Source organism: Halomonas sp. (assembly GCF_014859505.1).
In the GTDB taxonomy this organism is placed as follows: domain Bacteria; phylum Pseudomonadota; class Gammaproteobacteria; order Pseudomonadales; family Halomonadaceae; genus Halomonas.
In genome coordinates this window covers 1-22275 of sequence record NZ_JACUUD010000041.1, presented here as the reverse complement: position 1 = coordinate 22275, position 22275 = coordinate 1, and the positions used below count along the sequence as shown (strand labels likewise).

The following is a 22275-nucleotide window of genomic DNA, read 5'->3' as shown; positions in this document are numbered from 1 at the left end:
CCAGCGCCTCGACCAGCGCCTGAAGGGCGCGCCCACGGTGGCTCAAGCGGTTCTTTTCGGGTGTCGACAGTTCGGCCACGCTCATGGCCTGGTCCGGCAGCCAGAAGAGGGGGTCGTAGCCGAAGCCACCCTCGCCTCGCGGATGGGCCAGGATCTCGCCCTCCCAGCTGCGCTGCACGATCAGCGGCACCGGATCCTCGGCGTGGCGCAGGTAGACCAGTACGCACCAGTAGCGTGCAGTGCGCTGCCCCTCGGGAACCTCGGCCAGGGCCTCCAGCAGCCGGGCGTTGTTGCGCTCGTCGCTCTTCGGCTCCCCGCCAAAACGCGCCGAGTAGATCCCAGGGGCCCCGTGCAGGGCATCGACCTCCAACCCCGAATCATCGGCCAGCGCCGGCAGACCGCTGACGCGACTCGCCTCACGCGCCTTGAGCAGGGCGTTCTCGACGAAGGTCAGGCCGGTCTCCTCTACCTCGGAGACATCATGTTCCGCCTGTGGCCTGACATCGAAGCCCAGCGGCGCCAGCAGCTGGTGAAATTCACGCAGCTTGCCGGCGTTGCCGCTGGCGAGGATCAAGGGGGTCGAGGTCATGTCGGATACTCATGGAGATTCACGGCCTGCCATTCTAGGATGCAGAAAGACGACAGGGAACGACCGGCGGACAACAGGCCGGCTTCGAGAGAGCCGCGAGTATGACACTGCTAATGAGCCAGGGTTGGTTTTCTTCGCTGCAAGCCTCTCGCCGGCCTGCAGGAATCCTTGTAGGTAATTGATTTTTATTGATGGGCCCGAGATTTATCAATAAAAGAATAAAAATAATATCTGTATATAACAAATAGTTTGCGACAAAATGTTACAATTTGATTCACACTCATCCTGAATAAACACCATCATTCTTTTACCTGCCGGTAACCAGCCGTCGGTTGGGTTTCCTCAGGGGGCAAACATGGCTCAGGAAAGAAGTATGCTGCTGGTAACCGCCAGCAGCCCTCAGTGCCAGCTTTTTATCGACTACCTGCGCCAGCAGCTGGCCTGCGCGATCACGGTGCTGACGCCTGGAAGCGAGTGGAAGCCTCGCGAGGTCCAACCCACCTTGATTCTGCTGGATATGGATCACGTTGGCGAAGACCTCATGCAGGTATGGCACGCCCGATCCATGGAGGACGAGCGTCTCTCCCTGGCCGCCTTCAACCTCAAGGACGAGGATCACGCGATACAGACCCTCTCGGCCCTCCACCTGCAGGGTGTCTTCTACCGCAGTGACAGCCTGGAAATGATCTGCAAGGGGCTGCAGGCGCTGATACTCGGTGAGCTCTGGATGTCGCGCTCGCTGATGACGCGCATGATCTCCTTCCTGCGGCGCCAGCAGCTCAACTCCTATCGCCCGGTCTGCGGACTTACCCACCGCGAGCTGGAAATCATTGGCCTGCTTGGTTCGGGTGCCTCAAACGGCGAAATCGCCGACCGCCTGTTCGTCAGCGAGCATACCGTCAAGTCGCACCTCTACAATATCTTCCGCAAGATCGATGTCCACAACCGCATCCAGGCCGTCAACTGGGCACGTCATAACCTGGGCGTGCCGCCCCCACCCAACAAGAATCACCCGCGACGGGACGTGGGACATGCAAGAGGCTTGGACTGAAACATCGAGCCCCTCACCCCAGCTTCACATGTTCCTCGATGAGATCGACCAGCGTCTCGGCGGCGTTGTGGGCAGTGGTATCGAGATGGACCAGATTCAGGCGCTCCTCATCACCGAAGGGCTCGCGTTCCGCCAGCTGATGGTCGAGTAGCACCAGACTGTTGGCGACCTCGAAGCCCTGTCGACGAGCGCGCTTTTCGATACGCCGCCTGAGCGTGGCCTCATCCGCCTCGAAGCTGACCATCAGGCAGGGCAAGCCGCGAGCCTCGGCCTGCTGACGCAGCAAGTCTCGCTGCCAGCGCTTCAGGCAGGTGGCGTCCACACAGGCCGGGATACCCGCATCGAGCAGGGTTCCCGCACAGCTTGCCAGGTGGCGATAGGTTCTCTCGGTGGCGACCTCACCGAAGATACCCACCGCCGGTGGCTCCGCCTGAGCCTGAGGATAGGCCTTGTCCTGAGGTAACTCGTGAAGTCGTCGCCGCTCCGCGTCCGAACAGACCCGGATTGCCCCCAGCCGACTGACCAGCCCAGAGGTAAAGCGGCTCTTGCCGCTGCCCGACACGCCAACGGCGATCACCAGCGGTGGGAAGCGGAACTCGGCGATACGCTCGGCCAGCGACAGATAGTGCCGACACTCGGCCATGCTCTCGGCCAGCCTTGCCGGATGTTCCGGATCCTGGCCCGGTGCCGGACGGCGCTGCAGCGCCCGCCGGGCACCACTCAGCGCATGACAGGTGCCGAACAGCGAGAGCAACCGCGACTGGGGATAGTCTCCCGACAGGCGCAGGTAACGATCCAGCGCCAGTCGTGTCAGCGCCGACTCTCCCCGCGCCTCCAGCCCCACCAGCAGCGCCGCCAGGTCGCTGGCCGGATCCGCCGGCAGCTCACTGCCGGGAGCCGCTGGATCACGGCCGATGGCGTTGACCAGCAGGGTCCGGCCTTCGTGGCACAAGCGGCTGTCCGGATGGACCAGCGCCCAGCTGGTCACCAGGCGCTCGCGCCGGCCCTCGAGCAGCGGCTTGAGGCGAACCAGGTCCTGCTTCAGCCACTCCCCGAGCTGGTCGAGCCGGAGGCACTCCTCCTCGTCCAGCAGCCCCTCTCGGATGGCCGCCAGCTCCTCCTGCGCCATCTGCACCAGTGGCCGGGTGGGATCGACATCCTTCACGGCGACCTGGGGTAGACGGTGGTAGGCCACCAGGGAGTCCACCAGCGATTCCAGGCTCTCGTTGTCATCACGGGCCGCAGCGGAGGAGTGGGGCATCACGAGTCTCCTGATGGTGTGGTGGAAAACAGTGCAGCGACAAAGGCCTTGGCCATGGTCTCAGGCTTGCCGCATCGTCACGAAGGCCTTCTCGGCGGCATCCAGGGTGCGCTGGATATCTTCCGGTGCATGGGCACTCGACATGAACCCCGCCTCATAGGCCGAGGGGGCCAGATAGACGCCTTCGTCCAGCATGGCGGTGAAGAAGCGCCGGAAGGCGTCGGCATCGCAGGCGGTGGCCTGGGCGAAGTTGTCCACACGACTCTGCCCGGTGAAGAAGAGGCCGAACATGCCGCCCACGTGCTGGGTGATCATCTCCACGCCGGCGGCCTCCGCTCGCTCCTGGAGACCGTGGCAGAGGGTCTCGACCCGCTGGGCCAGGGCATCATGGAAGCCGGGCTCGCGCAGCTTGGTGAGCAGGGCGATGCCGGCCGCCATGGCCAGCGGGTTGCCGGACAGCGTACCCGCCTGATAGACCGGCCCCAGCGGTGAAATGTTGGACATGATCGACTCGCTGCCGCCGAAGGCCCCCACCGGCATGCCGCCGCCGACGATCTTGCCCAGGCAGGTGAGATCCGGATGGATACCGTAGTGGGCCTGGGCACCGCCCAGGGCCACCCGGAAGCCGGTCATCACCTCGTCGAAGATCAGCACGCTGTCGTGAGCGTCACAGGCGCGCCGCAGGCACTCCAGGAAGCCCGGCTGGGGCGGGATGCAGTTCATGTTGCCGGCGACCGGCTCGACGATGATGCAGGCGATCTGGTCACCGATCTCCTCGAAGCACTGCTCCACGGCATCGATATCATTGTAGGGCAGGGTCACGGTGTGCTCGGCCAGGGAGGCCGGCACGCCGGGCGAGCTGGGCTCACCATGAGTCAGGGCCCCGGAGCCCGCCTTGACCAGCAGCGAGTCGGAGTGACCGTGGTAGTTGCCCTCGAACTTGACGATCTTGTCGCGGCCGGTAACCCCGCGGGCCAGGCGAATCGCCGACATGGTGGCCTCGGTGCCGGAACTCGTCATGCGCACCATCTCCATGGAGGGGATCATCTCGCAGATCAGGTCCGCCATGGTGGTCTCGATGGCCGTTGGGGTGCCGAAAGACAGCCCGTGGTCCAGCCGCTCGCGAACCGCCCCCAGCACATCCGGGTCGGCGTGGCCGGTAATCATCGGTCCCCAGGAGCCCACGTAGTCGACGTAGTGCTTGCCCTCCACGTCGATCAGGTAGGCGCCCTTGGCACGCTCCATGAAAACCGGTGGACGCTGCATCCCCTTGAAGGCGCGCACCGGCGAGTTCACGCCACCGGGGATATGGCGGCAGGCCCGTTCGAAGAGCTCGGCGGATGTGGTCATGGCGTGTCTCGTCCTCGAAAGCTGTGGATAATTCTCTGGATAACCTGATCATGGCCACCCGGCTGCCCCCATTCTCTGCGTTCAATCGGGGGATGGCCAGCCTCGGGCTCAGCCCGGAGCCGCTGCCTCGTCCACTCCCTCGACCGGCGTCACGGGCAGACGCCAAAGGCGACGTGGCAGCGCCTGGCCGTTGCCGGGTTGCCAGGCGTGGGCCAGCGCCTGCCAGGTAAAGGCCTGGGCCTGCTCGCAGGCGACCACCAGCGATTCACCGGCCGCCAGACGTGCTGCCAGGGCCGAGGCCAGGGTACAGCCGGAGCCGTGGTAGCGGCCCGGGAGTCGAGGCCAGCTCCACTGGCGACTCTGATAGGGCGTATGCAGGGTGTGGGCCACACGGTCAACCGGGGTGGCGGCAGTTGGCGCATCGGTCCCGGTGACCAGCACCGCCTGACAGCCCAGGGTCATCAGCTCCACCGCCCGCTCGGTATCCTCGCCGGCCTCGGCGGAGAGGCGGGCCAGCTCTTCCCGATTGGGTGTCAGGAGGTCCACCAGGGGGAGCAGCCGGTCGCGGAAGGCATCCACCAGTTCGGCTGTGGACAACTCTTGACCACCGCCAGCCCTGAGTACAGGATCCACCACCAGCGGTACCCCGGGAAAGCGACGGATGATATCGGTCACCGCATCCAGGGTCGTCAGGTCGGCCACCAGCCCCACCTTGATGGCAGCGATCTCGAAGTCGTCCAGCGCCGCGGCGGAGGCGCGCATGGCATGCGGGTCGCAGGGCACCACCGCCTGGACATCACGGCAGTCCTGCACCGTCAGTGCCGTGGGAATAGTCAGCGCCCAGCCGCCGCAAGCGGCGATCGCCTCGGCATCGGCGACCAGCCCGGCTCCCCCGGTGGGGTCGTGGCCGGCCAGCACCAGCACCACCGGCAGATGGGGCAACACCGTCTCGCCGGTCGCCATCAGAAGGGCTTGAGCACGGCGAGGAAGATGATGATCAGCAGGGCAATCACCGGCAGCTCGTTGAACCAGCGGAAGAACACATGACTCTTCGTGCAGCGCCCGTCGCGCAGCTGCTTGAGGTAGATCAGGCAGACATGGTGGTAGGCCACCAGCAGCGCCACCAGCAGCAGCTTGACGTGCAACCAGCCCTGACTGAACCAGAAGGGCATCAGATAGAGCAGCCAGCCACCGAATACCAGCACGGCGATCATCGAGGGTGTCATGATCCCCCGATAGAGCTTGCGCTCCATGACCAGGAAGTGGTCTATCGCCTGCTGCTCGCCGCGGTCACGCGCCATGGCATGGTAGACATAGAGGCGCGGGAGATAGAAGAGGGCGGCGAACCAGGTCACCATGGCAATCAGGTGCAGGGCCTTGATCCAAAGATACATGCGGGCTCCTCGTGGAAGAGTGGCTGAAGGGGTGAGAGCGCCGTCAATGGCGGTGCTAATCCTTGAAGGAATAATACCGCTCGATGGCACCCCGCGTGATGATACCGGAAATCCGCTTCTGTTTCGGACGGTTGCCATGCTCCACGTAGAGCGCATCTACCGCCTGGTCGTTGAGTCGCTCGAAGGCCTCGGAGAGCGTCGCCTGCAGGTGGATGGGCGCCAGCTCCAGGCGCAGGCCGGGAATCTCCAGCAGGTCGATCAACTCCTCTTCATGGGACTCTGGCTCCACGACTGCGTCCGGCTCCTCGGACCCATGCTCCATCAACCAGCGCGCCAGGTCAGCGGCCTTGAGGGCCAGGGTCGGCTTGTCGTCGCTGGAGCGTTCAATCAGGATCCAGATCGGGTTGCGCGCCAGCAGCGCCCGAGCGCGTTCGTGCGTCACCATGCGCGGCGTGCGCTCCAGGCTTCGCTCCATCACCGCCGGCACCGAAACCCTCGACAGAGCCTGCATCAGCGGCTGCTGCAGCGGGTGAAGGCCATGGCGGGTAGCGCTGATGAAGAAGCCATCGCAGCGGCACAGCTGTCGAGACGTCAGACAGGAAACCACCACTGCCAGCATGCCGGGCAGGATGATGTTGGGGTTGTGGGTCAATTCCAGCAGGGCCATCAGCGCCGCAAGCGGCGCCTGCAGCACGGCGCCCATCATCGCCGCCATCCCGAGCATGGCATAGATCCCCGGTTCCGCCCCCCGAGCGGGCCAGATCCAGCCGCCAAACAGCCCCATCAGCGCCCCCGCCGCGGCACCGATCACCAGCACCGGGCCGATGATGCCGATGGGAATACCGCTGGCCACGGTGATCGCCGTGAGCAGCAGCTTGGCCACCACCAGCGCCAGCAGCACGTCCACCGCCAGGTCACCGGTCAGCGCAGCACTAAGGCTGTCATAGCCGATGCCCTGCACCTCCGGGTACCACCAGGCCACTGCAGCGGTGGCCACGGCCACCAGCCCCAGGCGCAGCCACACCGGCAGGCCCTTGATCCAGCCGCTTCTCGCCACGTGGATGAAAAGCCCCGCCAGCAGACCGATCACCAGCGCCGTGACCACCAGCCAGGGCAGGTTGGAGAAGGAGCCGAGACTGACCGTCGGCACCTGGAAGGCCGGCTCGGAGCCGTAGACCAGCTGGGCAACCACGGCCCCCATGGTGGAGGCCAGGATCACCGGCATGAAGCCGGCGATGGTGTACTCCATCATCACGACCTCCATGGCGAAGATGACCCCGGCGATGGGGGTGTTGAAGGAGGCGGAGATCCCTGCGGCAGTGCCACAGGCCACCAGCACCCTCAGGCTGTTGTGGGGCAGCCGCAGCTGCTGGCCAAGGCCGCTGGAGGCCGCCGCCCCGAGATGGATCGCCGGGCCCTCGCGGCCGGCAGAGAGACCGCCGAGCACCGTGACCACGCCGACCCACCATTGATTGAGCCAGTTGCGCAGCGGAAAGCGCCCCTGATGATAGGTCAGTCGCTCCATCACATGACCGACGCCCAGCTTGCGGGCCTTCTCGGGCTGGCGCCACAGCAGCACCCCGACGATGGTGACCGCCAGGATCGGCAACAGGGAGCGCACCAGAGGCGAGAGTCCCTCGAAGGATTCGTGGTCACCGCCGGGCATGAAGGCCAGGGCGCCGAGGTCGATCAGCAGCCGGAAGCCGACCATGAAGCCCCCGGTGATCAGTCCCGACACCACCCCCAGCACGCAGAGCTGGGGGAGGGCGTCGACGCTGGCCAGGCGCTGGCGGAAGCCCTCCAGGCTGAGGTCTGGCAGTGAGAAGCGAGGCACGGCGAGATTCCTGTTCAACCTATTCCAGGGCCGGCTGGGTAGGCCCCTGTCTACTTGTGTATCATATTCGTCACAACCGAGCCCAGCCCAAGGCCAAGCGGAAGGAGTGCAACGTGATCAAGGTCGGAATCGTCGGTGGCACCGGATACACCGGGGTCGAATTGCTCAGGCTGCTGGCCCAGCATCCCGAAGTTGAAGTGGAAGCCATCACCTCCCGCTCAGAAGCGGGCGTACGCGTCTGCGACATGTATCCCAACCTGCGCGGCCACTATGACGATCTGGCCTTCAGCGAGCCCGATGGCGACCGCCTCGGCGCCTGCGATGCCGTGTTCTTCGCCACCCCCCACGGCGTGGCCCATGCCCTGGCCGGCGAACTGCTCGAGCGCGGCACCCGGGTCATCGATCTCTCCGCGGATTTTCGCCTGCGTGATGCCGAGGAGTGGGCCGAGTGGTACGGCCAGCCCCACGGTGCCCCGGCACTGCTGGGTGAGGCGGTCTACGGACTGCCCGAGGTCAATCGCGAGGCAATCCGCCAGGCGCGACTGATCGCCGTGCCCGGCTGCTACCCCACCGCGGTGCAGCTCGGCCTGCTGCCGCTGCTCGAGGCGGGCCTCATCGATGCCGGCCACGTCATCGCCGACTGCAAGTCAGGCGTTACCGGTGCCGGCCGCGGTGCCAAGGTGCCCTCGCTGCTGGCCGAGGCCAGCGAGTCCTTCAAGGCCTACGGTGCCGCCGGGCACCGCCACCTGCCGGAGATCCGCCAGGGCCTGACGGATGCCGCCGGTGTCCCGGTGGGTCTCACCTTCGTGCCCCACCTCACGCCGATGATCCGCGGCATCCACGCCACCCTCTACGGCCGCCTGGTCGGCGAACCGGGCGATCTGCAGACGCTCTTCGAGCAGCGTTTCGCCGACGAGCCCTTCGTCGACGTGATGCCCGCCGGCAGCCACCCGGAAACCCGCAGCGTCAAGGGCGCCAACCTCTGTCGGATCGCCGTGCATCGCCCGGGCAACGGCGATACCGTGGTGGTGCTCGCGGTGATCGACAACCTCGTCAAGGGCGCCTCCGGCCAGGCGATACAGAACCTCAACCTGATGTTCGGCTTCGCCGAGAACGCCGGCCTCACCGCCCCGGCGCTGATGCCCTGAACCCCGCTCACCTTCTCCCCCAGCAAAAGTTGACCATTTTGCTGGGGATTGGGGATAATGACGGGTCGACTTCTCCACTTCCCTCGAGGGAGCTCTCCATGAGCGGTGCCGAATCCTTTGTTCCTACTCCCCTGCTGCTGTCCGACAGCGCACGCCGACGGCTTCAGTCGCTGATCGAGGAAGAGGGCAACAGCCAGCTCAAGCTGCGGGTCTACGTGACCGGCGGTGGCTGCTCGGGCTTCCAGTATGGCTTCGACTTCGCCGATGAGGTCGCCGAGGATGACACCGTCATCGCCTTCGGCGACGTCGCCCTGGTGGTGGATCCGCTCTCCTACCAGTACCTGGTGGGCTCCACCGTGGACTTCGAGGAGGGCCTCGCCGGCGCGCGCTTCCTGGTCCAGAACCCCAACGCCACCACCACCTGCGGCTGTGGCGCCTCCTTCATGGTGTAAGCCGCAGCTACCGTGGACTCGGCGTCCGTGAAAATCCCCAACTTGACGCTCTGGAGCATTCTCGCCAAGGTTTAACAGGCGATACTCACCAGAAAAGACTCAATATGGGGAACTTCATGACAAGATCCGCTTCCACTTCACCCTTCCTGAAGCAAGCCACACTGGCCACCGCCTTGGCGATGGGCCTCGGCATGGCCGGTTCCGCGCTGGCTGAAACGCCGTCCGTCAACGTGGTCACCGATCCCAGTTTCGTACCCTTCGAGATGCTCGACCCCGAGACCGGGGAGATGATCGGGTTCGACATGGACATGATCAATGAACTGGCCGAACGTGCCGGCTTCGAGGTCAAGCTCACCACCATGGAGTTCGCCGGCATCATCCCGGCCGTGCAGACCGGTAGTCAGGAGATCGCCGTCGCCGGCGTCACCATCACCGAGGAGCGCGCCCAGATCGTCGACTTCTCGGACCCCTACTACGACTCCGGCCTGCAGATCATCGTGCGTGCCGACAACGACAGCGTCGAGACCATCGAGGACCTCGAGGGCATGTCCGTGGCCACGCGCATCGGCTCCACCAGCTACGACTTCCTTCAGGAGCATCTCGGCGACAGCGCCGACATTACCCCCTACCCGGGCAACAGCGACATGTACATGGCACTGCTCGGCCGTAACGTCGACGCCGCCTTCTATGACGCCCCCAACGTCGCCTACTTCTCCCAGACCCGAGGCGAAGGGCGTACCAAGGTCGTCGGCCCCCTCTATGCGGGCCAGCAGTACGGCATCGTCTTCCACAAGGGCAGCCAGTGGGTCGAGCCGGTCAACGAAGCCCTGGCCGAGATGCGCGAGGACGGCACCTACGCCGAGATCTACGAGAAGTGGTTCGGCGAGGCCCCCTCGGAGGAGTGAGCCGAGCCGCCCTGAACCCTCGTCGTTGTGACACGACGAGCTGACCAGCGGGGCCGGGCGGTAGCACCTCCCGGCCCCGCCTCGTTTCCAGCCATCCCGGAGAAACGCCCGTGGAAGTAACCTTTCAATTTGACTGGGCGGCGGCATTCCGCTCCATTCCGCACCTGCTGCCGGGCATTCCCTGGACCCTGCTGATCTCCTTCGGCGGGCTGGCCATCGGCTTCATCATCGGGATCGTCTTCGGACTGATGCGGATCAGTCCGTCACGCCTGATCCGCTGGCCGGCGGTCGTCTACGTCGAAGTGTTCCGCGGCACCCCCATTCTGGTGCAGGTGCTGTTCATCTTCTATGGCCTGCCTCAGCTGCTGGGTAGCCCCATCAATGCCCTGACCGCCGGCATCGCCGCCATCGCGGTCAACTCCGGCGCCTACATCTCTGAGGTGGTGCGCGGCGGGGTGCAGTCCATCGAACGCGGCCAGCGCGAGGCCTCGCTATCGCTGGGGCTCTCCCGCACCCAGGCCTTCCGCTACGTGATCTGGCCCCAGGCCTTCCGCCGGATGATTCCACCGCTGGGTAACCAGGGCATCATCAGCATCAAGGACACCTCCCTGTTCTCGGTGATCGGCGTGGGCGAACTGGTCCGCCAGGGCCAGATCTACATCGCCACCACCTTCACCGCCCTGGAGGTCTACTTCATGGTGGCCCTGATGTACCTGGCCATCACCTGGAGCCTGTCACTGCTGCTGCGCCAGCTCGAGAAACGCGGCCTGGTCGGCCAATAGGGGGAGCCACCCATGACACAGAACGAGAACGCGACCGCTCCCATCGTACGCATGGAGCAAGTCAACAAGCACTTCGGCAGCCTGCACGTGCTCAAGGATATCGATCTCGAGGTCGCCCCTGGCGAAGTAGTGGTGATCATCGGTGCCAGCGGCTCGGGCAAGTCGACGCTGATCCGCTGCATCAACGGCCTGGAAGAATTCCAGGAGGGCCATATCGAGGTGGATGGCAACGAGCTCACCCCCCATGGCAAGAGCGGCCAAGCCCTGCAGAAGATCCGCACCGAGGTGGGCATGGTGTTTCAGCAGTTCAACCTCTTTCCCCATCTCAGCGTGCTGGACAACGTCATCCTGGCACCCATGAAGGTGCGCGGCTGGAGCCGCGCCGATGCCATGGAGACCGCCGAGCGGCTGCTGGCAAGGGTCGGCATCAGCGACCAGGCCGCCAAGCATCCCAACCAGCTCTCTGGCGGCCAGCAGCAGCGCGTGGCGCTGGCCCGTGCGCTGGCCATGGAGCCGCGCCTGATGCTCTTCGATGAGCCCACCTCGGCGCTGGACCCGGAGATGATCGGCGAGGTGCTCGATGCCATGCGTGAGCTGGCACGAGAGGGCATGACCATGATCATCGTCACCCACGAGATGGGGTTCGCGCGAGAGGTGGCGGACCGGGTGATCTACATCCACCAGGGGGAGATCGCCGAACAGGCACCGCCCGAGCAGATCTTCGACCGTCCCTGCGACGAACGCACCCGCAGCTTCCTGGCCCGGGTACTCAAGCACTGATATCTCCCCCTCTCGAAGCGTGAAAAAAGGCCCTGGCGTTCGCGACAGGGCCTTTTTTTTGCTTGTGGATAGAATATTTCCCGACGGCGGGATTTCCTCCTGTCACCCCCCTGAGAGTAGGGTTTGGGGATAACCACGACGGTTGTTCACAGTTGCGGGCACAAGCCCGGTACCCATCGGTGGACAAACGGTACATCAATGGCGATGTGGACAAGTCGTCCTTTCATCCACAGGCTCCTGTCACTCTACGCGCAGGCAGTCACCCTCTTGCCCCGCCTCTTGCCAACAGTGTAACTTACTGAATAGCCATTAAATTAGCTACTTATGCACGGATTCTGTCCACACCAGTAGTAACAACCACAATAGAACTTCTCTCTATATATATTGATATTTAATGTTAGGAAGGAGGGTGGGCGACGAGCCGGGACGAGGGAGGTGTGGAAAACCCTGACGATTACCCACAGGGGGTTTATACTCGCGGCCTGATTTCATCCCCTGACAGGCAGACGGCGCTACCGCGCCAACGAGGTGCAACTTGGATTACCCCGACCGCTTTGACGTCATCGTCATCGGCGGTGGCCATGCGGGAACTGAAGCCGCGCTGGCCTCCGCTCGCATGGGCTGTCAGACCCTGCTGCTGACACACAACATCGAGACCCTGGGCCAGATGTCCTGCAATCCCGCCATCGGAGGGATCGGCAAGAGCCACCTGGTCAAGGAGATCGATGCGCTGGGCGGTGCCATGGCCAAGGCCACCGACCTCGGCGGCATCCAGTTCCGTGTGCTCAATGCCCGCAAGGGTCCTGCCGTGCGGGCTACCCGCGCCCAGGCCGACCGGATCCGCTACAAGGCCGCGATTCGCAGGATGCTGGAGAACCAGTCCAACCTAACGCTGTTCCAGCAGGCCGCCGGCGATCTGATCGTGGACAACGACACCGTGCGCGGCGTGGTCACCGAGACCGGTATCCGCTTCCACGCCGATACCGTGGTGCTGTGTACCGGCACCTTCCTCGGCGGGGTTATCCATATAGGCCTCGAGCAGAGCCGCGGTGGCCGCGCCGGCGACCCGCCCTCCAATCGCCTCGCCGAACGCCTCCGCGCCCTGCCGTTCCGGGTCGATCGCCTCAAGACCGGCACGCCGCCACGCCTGGATGCCCGAAGCCTCGACTTCTCGCTGCTCGAGGAGCAGCCCGGCGACAGCCCAACCCCGGTGATGTCCTTCCTGGGCAGCCGAGATCAGCATCCACGGCAGGTAAGCTGCCATATCGGCCACACCAACGAGCGCACTCACGAGATCATCTTCGCCAACCTCGACCGCTCGCCCATGTACTCCGGGGTGATCGAGGGGGTAGGGCCGCGCTATTGCCCCTCCATCGAGGACAAGGTCCACCGCTTCGCCGACAAGGCCAGCCACCAGGTGTTCGTCGAGCCCGAGGGCCTGGAGACTCATGAGCTCTATCCCAACGGGATCTCCACCTCGCTGCCCTTCGACGTGCAGCTGCAGGTGGTGCGCTCGATCAAGGGGCTCGAGAACGCCCACATCACCCGGCCCGGCTACGCCATCGAGTACGACTTCTTCGACCCGCGGGACCTCAAGCACTCGCTGGAGACGAAATTCATCCACAATCTGTTCTTCGCCGGGCAGATCAACGGCACCACCGGCTACGAGGAGGCCGGCGCCCAGGGACTGCTGGCCGGGCTCAATGCCGCCCGTCGGGCGAAGGATCTGGAGGCCTGGTGGCCTCGCCGCGACGAGGCTTACCTAGGCGTGCTGGTGGATGACCTGATCACCCTGGGCACGAAGGAGCCCTACCGCATGTTCACCTCGCGGGCCGAGTACCGTCTGCTGCTGCGCGAGGACAACGCCGACCTGCGCCTCACCGAGGCCGGTCGCGAGCTGGGGCTGGTGGATGACGTTCGCTGGGCCGTCTTCAGCGAGAAGCGCGAGGCAATCGAGCGTGAGAGCGCCCGGCTCAAGGCCTGCTGGGTGCAGCCGGGCACCGCGGCCGCCGAAGCGGTCGCCGAGAGGACCGGCAAGCCGTTGACCCGGGAGTACAGCCTGATGGACCTGCTCAGGCGTCCGGAGCTCGGCTACGCCGATCTGGCCGACCTGCCCGGCATCGAAGGCGAGGCGGTGGCCGATGACGGGGTCGCCGAGCAGGTGCAGATCCAGGCCAAGTACCAGGGCTACATCGACCGTCAGCAGGACGAGATCGACAAACTCAAGCGTCACGAGGCCACGCCGCTGCCGGTGGATCTGGACTATGCGCGGGTCGAGGGGCTCTCCCACGAGATCCGCCAGAAGCTCGCCGAGGCGCGCCCCGAGACCCTGGCCCAGGCCTCGCGGATCTCGGGTGTGACGCCGGCGGCGGTCTCCATCCTGCTGATTCATCTGAAGAAGCGCCGACTGCTCGATGACCGCAAGGCGGCCAGCGCATGACGGCAACGGATCCTGCGGTCGAGGCGCACCTCGACCAGGGGCTCGAACGTCTCGGCATCGTCGTGGACCCCGACCAGCGCCAACGTCTGCTGGCGCTGGTCGGCCTGTTGCACAAGTGGAACCGCGCCTATAACCTCACCGCGATACGCTCGCCCGAGGAGATGGTGGCTCGCCACCTGCTGGACAGCGCCGCCGTGCTGCCCTTCGTGAAGGGTCCTACCCTCCTCGATGTGGGCGCCGGGCCCGGCTTTCCCGGCCTGGTGCTGGCGATTCTCCGGCCCGAGCTTGCGGTGAGCCTGCTCGACAGCAACGGCAAGAAGGTGCGCTTCCAGCGCCAGGCGGTGATGGAACTGGGCCTGACCAACGTGACCCCGGTGCAGATGCGGGTCGAGGCCTTCGAGGGTCGCTTCGACCAGGTGATCTCACGTGCCTTCGCCAGCCTCGGCGACTTCGTCTCCCTGACGCTGCCGCTGGTGCTCCCGGGCGGCCAGTGGCTGGCCATGAAGGGCCCCGCCGTGGATGACGAACTCGCCGGTGTGCCGGTTGGCGTGGTGCCGGTGGCCCGGCACTCCCTGGAGGTGCCCTTTGACGTCGGCAGCCGGCTGCTGGTGGTCCTCGAACGCCAGGAAGATGGCTCGCGCCCATGACAACCCGCGTTTCCCAGCAAGGGAGTTGCCCGTGACCAAGATCATCGCCTTGACCAACCAGAAGGGTGGTGTCGGCAAGACCACCACCGCGGTCAATCTCGCCGCCAGCCTGGCGGCGCTGGATCGCCGAGTGCTGCTGGTGGACCTCGACCCCCAGGGGCATGCCACCATGGGAAGCGGGGTGGACAAGCACGAACTCGAGGGCAGCGTCCTGGATGTGCTGCTGGGCGACTGTGTCGCCGCGGAGGTGATCGTCGACTGTCCCGTGGCGGGCTACTCCCTGCTGCCGGGCAACGGTGACCTCACTGCCGCCGAGGTGGCGCTGCTGGATCGAGAGGCCGGCCGCGAGCGCTGCCTGGAGCGGGCGCTGGCGGATGTCGCCGGCGAATACGACGTGGTGCTGATCGATTGCCCCCCCTCGCTCAACATGCTCACCGTCAACGGCCTGACCGCGGCCAACGGCGTGCTGATCCCGCTGCAGTGCGAGTTCTACGCCCTGGAGGGGCTCTCGGCGCTGCTCGACACCGTCGAGCAGATCAAGGAAAACGTGAACCCGGGGCTCGAGGTCTACGGCATCCTGCGCACCATGTTCGATGCACGCAACAGCCTGACCCGCGATATCACCAAGCAGCTGCGCGACTATTTTGGCGATACCCTGCTCAAGGCCACCATTCCGCGCAACGTGCGGGTTGCCGAGGCGCCCAGCCACGGGCTGCCGGTGACCAAGTACGCCCGCTTCTCGCGGGGCAGCCAGGCCCATCGGGTGCTGGCCAAGGAACTGATTCGCCGGCTGTCGCTGTGACGACTGCATGGCGCACTCATGCCGTAACCGCTGTGATGAGGGAGTGTCGATGACGCGTAAACGCGCCCTGGGACGTGGACTGGATGCCCTGATCGGGGCCAGCGCTCGCCGTCGCGAGAGCCTTGACCTTCCCGAGGTGGGCATCGAGCTGGAAGATGGCGTGCCGCCGGCCACCGCGCCGGATGCCCAGGATCGCCTCGAGCGCCTGCCGCTGGGCCAGCTGACCCGCGGCAAGTATCAGCCGCGCCGGGATATCCAGCCCGAGGCCCTGGAGGAGCTGGCCGACTCGATCCGCGCCCAGGGGGTGATGCAGCCCATCGTGGTGCGTCCCGCCGGCGAGGATCGCTACGAGATCATCGCCGGTGAGCGTCGCTGGCGGGCTGCCCAGCTGGCCGAGCTCGACGTGATCCCCGCGGTGATCCGCGAGGTCACCGACGAGGTGGCCCTGGCCCTGGCGCTGATCGAGAACATCCAGCGCGAGAACCTCAATCCGGTGGAGGAAGCCATGGCGCTGAAGCGCCTGCTGGAGGAGTTCGAGCTGACTCAGCAGCAGGTCGCCGACGCCGTGGGCAAGTCCCGCGCCCAGGTGGCCAACCTGCTGCGGCTGCTGGCACTGGACCCCGAGGTGCAGACCCTGCTGGAGCGCGGCGACCTGGATATGGGCCACGCCCGGGCGCTGCTGGCGCTCTCGGGCGCCAAGCAGCGACGGGCGGCCCACGAGGTGGTCAACAAGGACCTCACCGTGCGCGACACCGAGGCGCTGGTGAAGCGCCTCGTCGCCGGGGAACCGAAGAAGGCCGATAAGCCGTCGGCCAGCCCCGATGTGGCCCGCCTCGAGACCCGGCTGGGCGAGCTGCTCGGTGCGCCGGTGAAGATCCAGCACGGCCGCGGGGGGAAGGGGCGGCTGACCATCCGCTACACCAGCCTCGACGAGCTGGATGGAATCCTCGAACACATACGCTGACGGGCACCAACACGCGCCACGATGTTGACAATTCCTGCATCTTTGGTCGCAAGAAGGGGCAGAAGCAGGCAAAATCCGCAGCGGCTCTGTTGAAGCCCCGATAGCCCTTCCCTATAATCCGCCGGTGTTTGCCCTGATATCCTGCATGGCACCCGCGGCGAAAAAGGGCCCTGACAGTGGGCCAGGATGATGACACGATGCACAGAGCCTCATCCGCCGCAGGACGCCGACAGCTGGATTTCACGCGGTTGTTTCTGGCTCAATGGACCGCGATGCTGTTAGTGGCCCTGTTGGGGCTCTGGCTGGCGGGGGTCTTCGGGGCGATATCGGCCCTGATGGGTGGTCTGGTCAGCCTGCTCCCCTCGTTCTACTTCGTGAGGCGCGGACTGCGCAGTCGAGGTGGCAAGCGCGCGAGGGTCAATGTGCTCAATCTCTATCAGGCGGCGATGGGCAAGTTCGGTTTGACGGTGGCACTTTTCGTGATCGTGTTCGTGGTAGTGCCCCCCTCAAACCCGGCTTTATTCTTCGTTGCATTTGTGGCGGCCCAACTCATGTACTGGCTGACCCCCTGGCTGGCGCGTGAGAGGTCGACCCCCCGAACCTGAGGAAGCAGTATGGCAGCAGATAACGAAATATCGGCCATCTATTACATACAGCACCACCTCCAGAACCTGACCTTCGGCTACCACCCGCAGAACGGCTGGTCGCTGGCGTCCAGCTCCACCGAGGCAGTAGAGATGGGCTTCTGGGCGATCCACCTGGATACCATGGGGTGGTCCATCGCCATGGGTGTGCTCTTCCTGTGGCTGTTCCGCAAGGCCGGCAAGATGGCCACCACCGGGGTCCCCGGCGGGCTGCAGAACGGCGTCGAGATGGTCATCGAGTTCATCGAGAACCTGACCCGCTCCACCTTCCACGGCAAGAACCCTCATATCGCCCCGCTGGCGTTGACGCTGTTCATCTGGATCCTGTTGATGAACACCCTCAAGATCATTCCGGTCGACTATTTCCCCGAGTTGTTCGGCAAGCTCGGCTTCGAATACATGAAGATCGTGCCGACCACCGATGTCAATGCCACCCTGGGCATGGCCTTCGGCGTGTTCTTGCTCATCATCTATTACAGCTGCAAGGTGAAGGGAGTGGGCGGCTTCGCCAAGGAGCTCTCGCTGACGCCCTTCAACCACTGGTCGCTGATTCCGTTCAACCTGATCCTCGAGATCGTCGGCCTCATCGTCAAGCCGATCAGCCTGGGCCTGCGTCTTTTCGGCAACATGTTTGCCGGCGAGGTGATCTTCATCCTGATCGCGCTTCTGCCCTTCTGGGCCATCTGGCTGCTGGATGTGCCGTGGGCGATCTTCCACATCCTGGTGGTGACTCTGCAGGCCTTCATCTTCACGACGCTGTCCATCGTGTATCTGAGTGCCGCGCACGAGCATCACTGAGACCCGCGCAACGCTTGTAACTCAACCAACCACTAACCCTTGTAACTCAACCTATCAGGAGCACTAACATGGAAATCGTCTACATTGCTGCCGCCATCATCATCAGCATCAGCGCCCTGGCCACCGGCATCGGCTTCGCCATGCTGGGCGGCAAGCTGCTCGAGTCCACCGCGCGTCAGCCCGAGCTGGGCGACCAGCTGCAGACCAAGACCTTCATCATGGCTGGCCTGCTCGACGCCGTGCCGATGATCGGTGTCGGTATCGCGATGTACCTGATCTTCGTCGTCGCCGGTTAACGACAGCACCGAGCGCTCAGCGCTCGGTTTGCTTGTTACCGGTCGCCACGAACCTGTCAGAGGTACAGTCCTGTGAATATCAACATGACGCTGATCGGGCAGACGATCGCCTTCGCGATCTTTGTCTGGTTCTGCATAAAGTACGTGTGGCCGCCTATCAGCGCTGCGCTCCATGAGCGCCAGAAGAAGATTGCCGATGGCCTCGACGCGGCAAGCCGTGCCTCTCGTGACCTCGAGCTCGCCCAGGAACAGGCCGCTCAGACGCTGCGCGAGACCAAGGAGCAGGCTTCCCAGATCCTCGAGCAGGCCAACAAGCGCTCTTCCCAGATGGTCGAGGAGGCTCGCGATCAGGCCCGCGCCGAGGGCGAGAGACTGGTAGCCAGTGCTCGCGCCGAGATCCAGCAGGAAATCAATCGCGCCAAGGAAGAGCTTCGCGCCCAGGTGTCGACCCTCGCGGTCACGGGTGCCGAGCGTGTTCTGGAAGCCTCCATCGACGAGAAGGCACATCGCAAGCTGCTCGACAAGCTTGCTGCCGAACTGTGAGGAGGTGATCCATGGCGGAACTGTCTACCGTCGCTCGGCCCTACGCCAAGGCGGCGTTCGAGTACGCACGCGATCACCAGGCGCTGGACACCTGGTCCGAGACGCTGGGCACCCTGGGCCAGATCATGGCCATCCGGGATGTCCAGGCGCTCATCGCCAGTCCGAAGCTCACCTCCGAGCGCAAGGTGGCACTGCTGGTCGAGGTGGCCGACGTCAAGGTGGACGACGCGTCGCGTCGCTTCCTTGATGAGCTGGCCGAACAGCGTCGCCTGCCGGCGCTGGGCGCCATCGCCGGGCAGTTCGAGCGGCTGCGTGCCGACCACGAGCAGCGTGTCGACGTCACCGTGGTGTCGGCCTTCGAACTCGACGACAAGCAGCAGCAGAAGCTCGCCGGTGCGCTCAAGAAGCGCCTGAATCGCGAAATCTCCATTACCACTCAGGTGGATCCCAGGCTTCTCGGCGGCGTGATCCTGCGCGCCGGCGACACCGTCATCGACGGGTCGGTGCGCGGTCGATTGAACCGCCTCGCCGAAGCCCTTACCGCCTGAGTCTGAGGGACATGGCATGCAGCAACTGAATCCTTCCGAGATCAGCGACATCATCAAGCAGCGTATCGAGAAGCTTGACGTCGCATCCGAAGCCCGCAATCAGGGCACCATCGTCAGCGTATCCGACGGCATCGTGAAGATTCACGGGCTCGAGGACGCGATGTTCGGTGAAATGATCGAATTTCCCGGTAGCATCTTCGGCATGGTGCTCAACCTCGAGCGCGACTCCGTGGGTGCTGTCATCCTCGGTGACTACCAGCAGCTCGAAGAGGGCATGACCGCTCAGTGTACCGGTCGTATCCTCGAGGTCCCGGTGGGCCCCGAGCTGAAGGGCCGCGTGGTGGATGCTCTGGGTAATCCCATCGATGGCAAGGGCGATATCGACGCCAAGATGACCGATGCCGTCGAGAAGGTTGCCCCGGGCGTCATCACTCGCCAATCGGTGGACCAGCCGATTCAGACCGGCTTCAAGTCCATCGACGCCATGGTGCCGATCGGTCGGGGCCAGCGCGAGCTGATCATCGGCGATCGCCAGATCGGCAAGTCGGCCATCGCTATCGACGCCATCATCAACCAGAAGGGCAAGGGCGTCACCTGTGTCTACGTCGCCATTGGCCAGAAGCAGTCCACCATCGCCAACGTGGTTCGCAAGTTGGAAGAGCATGGCGCCATGGAGCACACCATCGTGGTCGCCGCCGGCGCTGCCGATCCGGCCCCGATGCAGTTCCTCGCCGCCTACTCCGGCTGCACCATGGGCGAGTACTTCCGCGACCGTGGCGAAGACGCCCTGATCGTCTACGATGATCTGTCCAAGCAGGCCGTCGCCTATCGTCAGGTCTCCCTGCTGCTGCGTCGTCCTCCGGGTCGTGAAGCCTACCCGGGTGACGTCTTCTACCTGCACTCCCGCCTGCTGGAGCGTGCGGCACGGGTCAACGTGGATTACGTCGAGAAGTTCACCAACGGTGAAGTGAAGGGCAAGACCGGCTCGCTGACCGCGCTGCCGATCATCGAGACCCAGGGGGGCGATGTGTCCGCCTTCGTTCCGACCAACGTGATCTCCATCACCGACGGTCAGATCTTCCTGGAGACCGATCTGTTCAACTCGGGCATCCGTCCGGCCATCAACGCCGGCCTCTCGGTGTCTCGTGTCGGTGGTTCGGCCCAGACCAAGATCATCAAGAAGCTTGGCGGCGGCGTGCGCCTGGCCCTGGCCCAGTACCGCGAGCTGGCGGCCTTCTCCCAGTTTGCTTCCGATCTGGACGAAGCCACCCGCAAGCAGCTGGAGCACGGTCAGCGCGTCACCGAGCTGATGAAGCAGAAGCAGTATTCGCCGATGTCCGTGGCCGAGATGGGGGTGTCTCTTTACGCCGCCAACGAAGGCTTCCTGGACGACATCGATGTGAGCAAGGTGCTGGACTTCGAGCGTGCCCTGCATGACTACATGAAGTCCGAGCATGCCGAGCTGCTCGACAAGATCGACCAGACCGGCGACTACAGCGACGAGATCGAGAGCGGGTTGAAGGCGGGTCTCGAGAAGTTCAAGGCCACTCAGAGCTGGTAATCCCGCTGGCCCGTCCCGCCTTCGGGGCGGGCCCAGGAGCTTTCTGAGGGCCACGAACGGAGTAGATCGCTATGGCAGCTGCAAAAGAGATACGCACCCAGATCGGGAGCATCAAGAACACGCAGAAGATCACCAGCGCCATGGAAATGGTCGCTGCGTCGAAGATGCGCCGGGCCCAGGACCTGATGAGGGCCAGCCAGCCCTATGCGCGTCAGATACGCAACGTCGTTGCCCATATCGCCGATGCCAATCCCGAGTACAAGCACGACTACATGGTCGATCGCGAGGTCAAGCGGGTGGGCTACATCGTGGTCTCCACCGACCGCGGCCTGTGCGGTGGCCTGAACGTCAACCTGTTCAAGGCGGTGCTCAAGGATTCGATGGGTCATCGTGAAGCGGGCGCCGAGCTGGACTTCTGTGCGCTGGGTAACAAGGCCGGCGGCTTCTTCCGCAAGTACGGGGGCAACCTCGTGGCGGCGAAGAGCGGCCTGGGCGAGTCGCCCGAGGTCGAGGATCTGATCGGCAGCGTGAAGGTCATGCTGGATGCGTTTGACGAGGGCCGTCTGGATCGGCTTTACGTGGTGTACAACGAGTTCGTCAACACCATGACGCAGAAGCCGGCGGTCAGGCAGCTTCTGCCCCTGTCTCCGGACATGGGCCTCGATGATGCGCATGAAGAAGCTGATCAACGTCCCGGTAGCTGGGACTACCTGTATGAGCCGGATGCCAAGGCGCTGCTGGACAGCCTGCTGGTTCGTTTCATCGAATCCCAGGTGTACCAGGCGGTGGTCGAGAACGCGGCCTGCGAGCAGGCCGCCCGGATGATCGCCATGAAGAGTGCCACCGACAACGCCGGCGGCCTGATCGACGACCTGGAGATGGTCTACAACAAGGCTCGCCAGGCCGCCATCACCCAGGAGATCTCCGAGATCGTCGGGGGCGCCGCCGCCGTATAGCGCCGGGGAGGGCGAGGCCCTCCCGGCACACAGGCTTCATTTGCAGGTTTTTTAGAGGATCGCAAGATGAGCGGACGTATCGTACAAATCATCGGCGCGGTGATTGACGTAGAGTTTCCGCGGGACGATGTTCCCAAGGTCTACGACGCGCTGAAGGTCTCGAATGTCGAGACAGTGCTCGAAACTCAGCAACAGCTGGGAGACGGCGTGGTGCGCACCATCGCGATGGGTTCCACCGAGGGGCTCAAGCGGGGGATGGACGTCACCAATACCGGTGCGGCCATCTCCGTGCCGGTGGGCAAGGAGACGCTGGGTCGCATCATGAACGTGCTCGGCGAGCCGATCGACGAGGCCGGCGACATCGGCGAGCAGGAGCGCATGCCGATTCACCGCAAGGCACCGGGCTATGCGGATCAGGCGGCGTCCAACGAGCTGCTCGAGACCGGCATCAAGGTCATCGACCTGGTCTGCCCGTTCGCCAAGGGCGGCAAGGTCGGCCTGTTCGGCGGCGCCGGCGTGGGCAAGACCGT

General features: G+C 64.6%; 23 protein-coding genes and 1 pseudogene. 18 read left to right on the top strand and 6 right to left on the bottom strand.

What is annotated here, in order from left to right:
• Positions 1–589, bottom strand: a 589-nt coding sequence (gene rdgB, locus IBX53_RS07825; RefSeq protein ID WP_290907565.1) for an RdgB/HAM1 family non-canonical purine NTP pyrophosphatase, incomplete at its 3' end; no start/stop codon positions are given.
• 373 nt (positions 590–962) lie between these two features.
• Here rdgB and IBX53_RS07820 point away from each other — a divergent pair.
• The gene (locus IBX53_RS07820; RefSeq protein ID WP_290907562.1) at positions 963–1640 is read left to right on the top strand and encodes a LuxR C-terminal-related transcriptional regulator; all 678 of its coding nucleotides are present in this window, start codon (positions 963–965) and stop codon (positions 1638–1640) included.
• Positions 1641–1653: 13 nt separating this feature from the next.
• On the opposite strand, the gene IBX53_RS07815 is transcribed toward IBX53_RS07820, so the two are convergent.
• From IBX53_RS07815 to IBX53_RS07795, 5 genes are all read right to left on the bottom strand, one after another.
• Positions 1654–2901 (bottom strand): bifunctional aminoglycoside phosphotransferase/ATP-binding protein, encoded by a 1248-nt coding sequence (locus IBX53_RS07815; protein WP_290907559.1) that lies wholly within the window; start codon positions 2899–2901, stop codon positions 1654–1656.
• Between the two features lie 60 nt (positions 2902–2961).
• Positions 2962–4251: a glutamate-1-semialdehyde 2,1-aminomutase gene (gene hemL / locus IBX53_RS07810; RefSeq protein ID WP_290907556.1), complete on the bottom strand. Its 1290-nt coding sequence runs from the start codon at positions 4249–4251 to the stop codon at positions 2962–2964.
• Between the two features lie 108 nt (positions 4252–4359).
• Entirely contained in the window at positions 4360–5214 is an 855-nt protein-coding gene (locus IBX53_RS07805) for a hydroxymethylpyrimidine/phosphomethylpyrimidine kinase (protein ID WP_290907553.1), read from the bottom strand.
• Entirely contained in the window at positions 5214–5645 is a 432-nt protein-coding gene (gene hemJ / locus IBX53_RS07800; RefSeq protein WP_290907549.1) for a protoporphyrinogen oxidase HemJ, read from the bottom strand. The genes IBX53_RS07805 and hemJ overlap by 1 nt, the downstream gene beginning before the upstream one ends.
• 55 nt (positions 5646–5700) lie before the next feature.
• Positions 5701–7479 (bottom strand): chloride channel protein, encoded by a 1779-nt coding sequence (locus tag IBX53_RS07795; protein WP_290907546.1) that lies wholly within the window; start codon positions 7477–7479, stop codon positions 5701–5703.
• Between the two features lie 113 nt (positions 7480–7592).
• On the opposite strand from IBX53_RS07795, the gene argC reads away from it, so the two are divergent.
• The 17 genes and pseudogenes from argC to IBX53_RS07710 all read left to right on the top strand — a co-directional run.
• Positions 7593–8627 carry an N-acetyl-gamma-glutamyl-phosphate reductase gene (gene argC, locus IBX53_RS07790; RefSeq protein ID WP_290907543.1) on the top strand — a complete coding sequence of 345 codons (1035 nt, stop codon included), beginning with the start codon at positions 7593–7595 and terminating at the stop codon, positions 8625–8627.
• 98 nt (positions 8628–8725) lie between these two features.
• Positions 8726–9079 (top strand): iron-sulfur cluster insertion protein ErpA, encoded by a 354-nt coding sequence (gene erpA / locus IBX53_RS07785; protein WP_290907540.1) that lies wholly within the window; start codon positions 8726–8728, stop codon positions 9077–9079.
• 116 nt (positions 9080–9195) lie between these two features.
• Positions 9196–9984: a transporter substrate-binding domain-containing protein gene (locus tag IBX53_RS07780; RefSeq protein WP_290907537.1), complete on the top strand. Its 789-nt coding sequence runs from the start codon at positions 9196–9198 to the stop codon at positions 9982–9984.
• A gap of 110 nt (positions 9985–10094) precedes the next feature.
• The gene (locus IBX53_RS07775) at positions 10095–10766 is read left to right on the top strand and encodes an amino acid ABC transporter permease (protein ID WP_290907534.1); all 672 of its coding nucleotides are present in this window, start codon (positions 10095–10097) and stop codon (positions 10764–10766) included.
• A 12-nt stretch (positions 10767–10778) separates the two neighbouring features.
• The gene (locus IBX53_RS07770) at positions 10779–11546 is read left to right on the top strand and encodes an amino acid ABC transporter ATP-binding protein (RefSeq protein WP_290907532.1); all 768 of its coding nucleotides are present in this window, start codon (positions 10779–10781) and stop codon (positions 11544–11546) included.
• A 535-nt stretch (positions 11547–12081) separates the two neighbouring features.
• Positions 12082–13986 (top strand): tRNA uridine-5-carboxymethylaminomethyl(34) synthesis enzyme MnmG, encoded by a 1905-nt coding sequence (gene mnmG / locus IBX53_RS07765; RefSeq protein ID WP_290907529.1) that lies wholly within the window; start codon positions 12082–12084, stop codon positions 13984–13986.
• Positions 13983–14633, top strand: a complete 651-nt coding sequence (rsmG, locus tag IBX53_RS07760) for a 16S rRNA (guanine(527)-N(7))-methyltransferase RsmG (RefSeq protein WP_290907526.1) — start codon at positions 13983–13985, stop codon at positions 14631–14633. Before mnmG ends, rsmG begins: the two co-directional genes overlap by 4 nt.
• Before the next feature lie 31 nt (positions 14634–14664).
• Positions 14665–15435 (top strand): ParA family protein, encoded by a 771-nt coding sequence (locus IBX53_RS07755; protein WP_290907523.1) that lies wholly within the window; start codon positions 14665–14667, stop codon positions 15433–15435.
• 49 nt (positions 15436–15484) lie between these two features.
• Complete coding sequence (locus tag IBX53_RS07750; protein WP_290907520.1) at positions 15485–16399, top strand: ParB/RepB/Spo0J family partition protein; 915 nt, start codon at positions 15485–15487, stop codon at positions 16397–16399.
• 197 nt (positions 16400–16596) lie between these two features.
• Complete coding sequence (locus IBX53_RS07745) at positions 16597–17004, top strand: ATP synthase subunit I (RefSeq protein WP_290907519.1); 408 nt, start codon at positions 16597–16599, stop codon at positions 17002–17004.
• A 9-nt stretch (positions 17005–17013) separates the two neighbouring features.
• Positions 17014–17841: a F0F1 ATP synthase subunit A gene (gene atpB, locus IBX53_RS07740; RefSeq protein ID WP_290907517.1), complete on the top strand. Its 828-nt coding sequence runs from the start codon at positions 17014–17016 to the stop codon at positions 17839–17841.
• 68 nt (positions 17842–17909) lie between these two features.
• A complete protein-coding gene (gene atpE / locus IBX53_RS07735; RefSeq protein WP_102587586.1) occupies positions 17910–18137 on the top strand; it encodes a F0F1 ATP synthase subunit C in 228 nt (75 codons plus the stop codon).
• Between the two features lie 72 nt (positions 18138–18209).
• Complete coding sequence (locus tag IBX53_RS07730) at positions 18210–18680, top strand: F0F1 ATP synthase subunit B (RefSeq protein WP_290907507.1); 471 nt, start codon at positions 18210–18212, stop codon at positions 18678–18680.
• Between the two features lie 11 nt (positions 18681–18691).
• On the top strand, positions 18692–19228 hold the full coding sequence (locus IBX53_RS07725; RefSeq protein ID WP_290907504.1) for a F0F1 ATP synthase subunit delta: 537 nt from the start codon (positions 18692–18694) through the stop codon (positions 19226–19228).
• 16 nt (positions 19229–19244) lie between these two features.
• Positions 19245–20789 carry a F0F1 ATP synthase subunit alpha gene (atpA, locus tag IBX53_RS07720; protein WP_290907502.1) on the top strand — a complete coding sequence of 515 codons (1545 nt, stop codon included), beginning with the start codon at positions 19245–19247 and terminating at the stop codon, positions 20787–20789.
• A 71-nt stretch (positions 20790–20860) separates the two neighbouring features.
• Positions 20861–21745 (top strand): F0F1 ATP synthase subunit gamma, encoded by an 885-nt coding sequence (gene atpG / locus IBX53_RS07715; RefSeq protein WP_290907499.1) that lies wholly within the window; start codon positions 20861–20863, stop codon positions 21743–21745.
• A 66-nt stretch (positions 21746–21811) separates the two neighbouring features.
• Positions 21812–22275: pseudogene (locus IBX53_RS07710) on the top strand (F0F1 ATP synthase subunit beta); the annotation flags it as partial.

Coding starts and splice junctions, on each gene's coding strand:
- IBX53_RS07750 (WP_290907520.1), top strand. CDS start 15,485: ATGACGCGTAAACGCGCCCTGGGACGTGGACTGGATGCCCTGATCGGG.
- rsmG (WP_290907526.1), top strand. CDS start 13,983: ATGACGGCAACGGATCCTGCGGTCGAGGCGCACCTCGACCAGGGGCTC.
- atpB (WP_290907517.1), top strand. CDS start 17,014: ATGGCAGCAGATAACGAAATATCGGCCATCTATTACATACAGCACCAC.
- IBX53_RS07805 (WP_290907553.1), bottom strand. CDS start 5,214: ATGGCGACCGGCGAGACGGTGTTGCCCCATCTGCCGGTGGTGCTGGTG.
- IBX53_RS07725 (WP_290907504.1), top strand. CDS start 18,692: ATGGCGGAACTGTCTACCGTCGCTCGGCCCTACGCCAAGGCGGCGTTC.
- erpA (WP_290907540.1), top strand. CDS start 8,726: ATGAGCGGTGCCGAATCCTTTGTTCCTACTCCCCTGCTGCTGTCCGAC.
- atpG (WP_290907499.1), top strand. CDS start 20,861: ATGGCAGCTGCAAAAGAGATACGCACCCAGATCGGGAGCATCAAGAAC.
- IBX53_RS07770 (WP_290907532.1), top strand. CDS start 10,779: ATGACACAGAACGAGAACGCGACCGCTCCCATCGTACGCATGGAGCAA.
- hemL (WP_290907556.1), bottom strand. CDS start 4,251: ATGACCACATCCGCCGAGCTCTTCGAACGGGCCTGCCGCCATATCCCC.
- IBX53_RS07820 (WP_290907562.1), top strand. CDS start 963: ATGCTGCTGGTAACCGCCAGCAGCCCTCAGTGCCAGCTTTTTATCGAC.
- IBX53_RS07745 (WP_290907519.1), top strand. CDS start 16,597: ATGCACAGAGCCTCATCCGCCGCAGGACGCCGACAGCTGGATTTCACG.
- atpE (WP_102587586.1), top strand. CDS start 17,910: ATGGAAATCGTCTACATTGCTGCCGCCATCATCATCAGCATCAGCGCC.
- hemJ (WP_290907549.1), bottom strand. CDS start 5,645: ATGTATCTTTGGATCAAGGCCCTGCACCTGATTGCCATGGTGACCTGG.
- atpA (WP_290907502.1), top strand. CDS start 19,245: ATGCAGCAACTGAATCCTTCCGAGATCAGCGACATCATCAAGCAGCGT.
- IBX53_RS07815 (WP_290907559.1), bottom strand. CDS start 2,901: ATGCCCCACTCCTCCGCTGCGGCCCGTGATGACAACGAGAGCCTGGAA.
- IBX53_RS07780 (WP_290907537.1), top strand. CDS start 9,196: ATGACAAGATCCGCTTCCACTTCACCCTTCCTGAAGCAAGCCACACTG.